Origin of the sequence: Paraburkholderia sp. NMBU_R16 (genome assembly GCF_013282575.1) — a bacterium.
Taxonomy (GTDB): Bacteria; Pseudomonadota; Gammaproteobacteria; order Burkholderiales; family Burkholderiaceae; genus Trinickia.
Window position 1 is genome coordinate 1 of the sequence record NZ_JAAAYE010000301.1, and the last position, 470, is coordinate 470.

The 470-nt window shown below is 54.3% G+C and carries 1 protein-coding gene; it reads left to right on the top strand.

The window, feature by feature from the left end:
- Window positions 1-470 (top strand): IS630 family transposase (locus tag GWC77_RS28345; RefSeq protein ID WP_173262956.1); only part of this gene is annotated, 470 nt, incomplete at its 5' end.

Here is a 470-nt window from a genome sequence, read left to right on the forward strand (position 1 = left end):
ACATTCGCCATGGCACAACGACGCTGTTTGCTGCTCTGAATGCCGCTACCGGCGAGGTCATTGCTCAATGCAAGCCGCGTCACCGGCATCAGGAATTCATCGCGTTTCTGAATCACATCGATCGTGCGGTGCCCGCGAATCTCGATGTGCATCTCATCGTCGACAACTATGCGACCCACAAGCATCCGAAAGTCAAGGCATGGTTGGCCAGACGGGCTCGCTATCACATGCACTTCACGCCGACGTACTCGAGTTGGCTCAATCAAGTCGAGCGCTGGTTCGGCTTGATCACCCAACAGGCAATTCGTCGCGGATCGTTCGAGAGCGTGCGTCAATTGATCTCCAGCATCCAACGGTACGTCGATCAGTACAACCTGCATAAACGCCCGTTCATGTGGACGGCCACCGCCGATTCGATACTCGAAAAGATTGGGCGCTTATGCAAAGTTATTTCTGGGACAGAACACTAG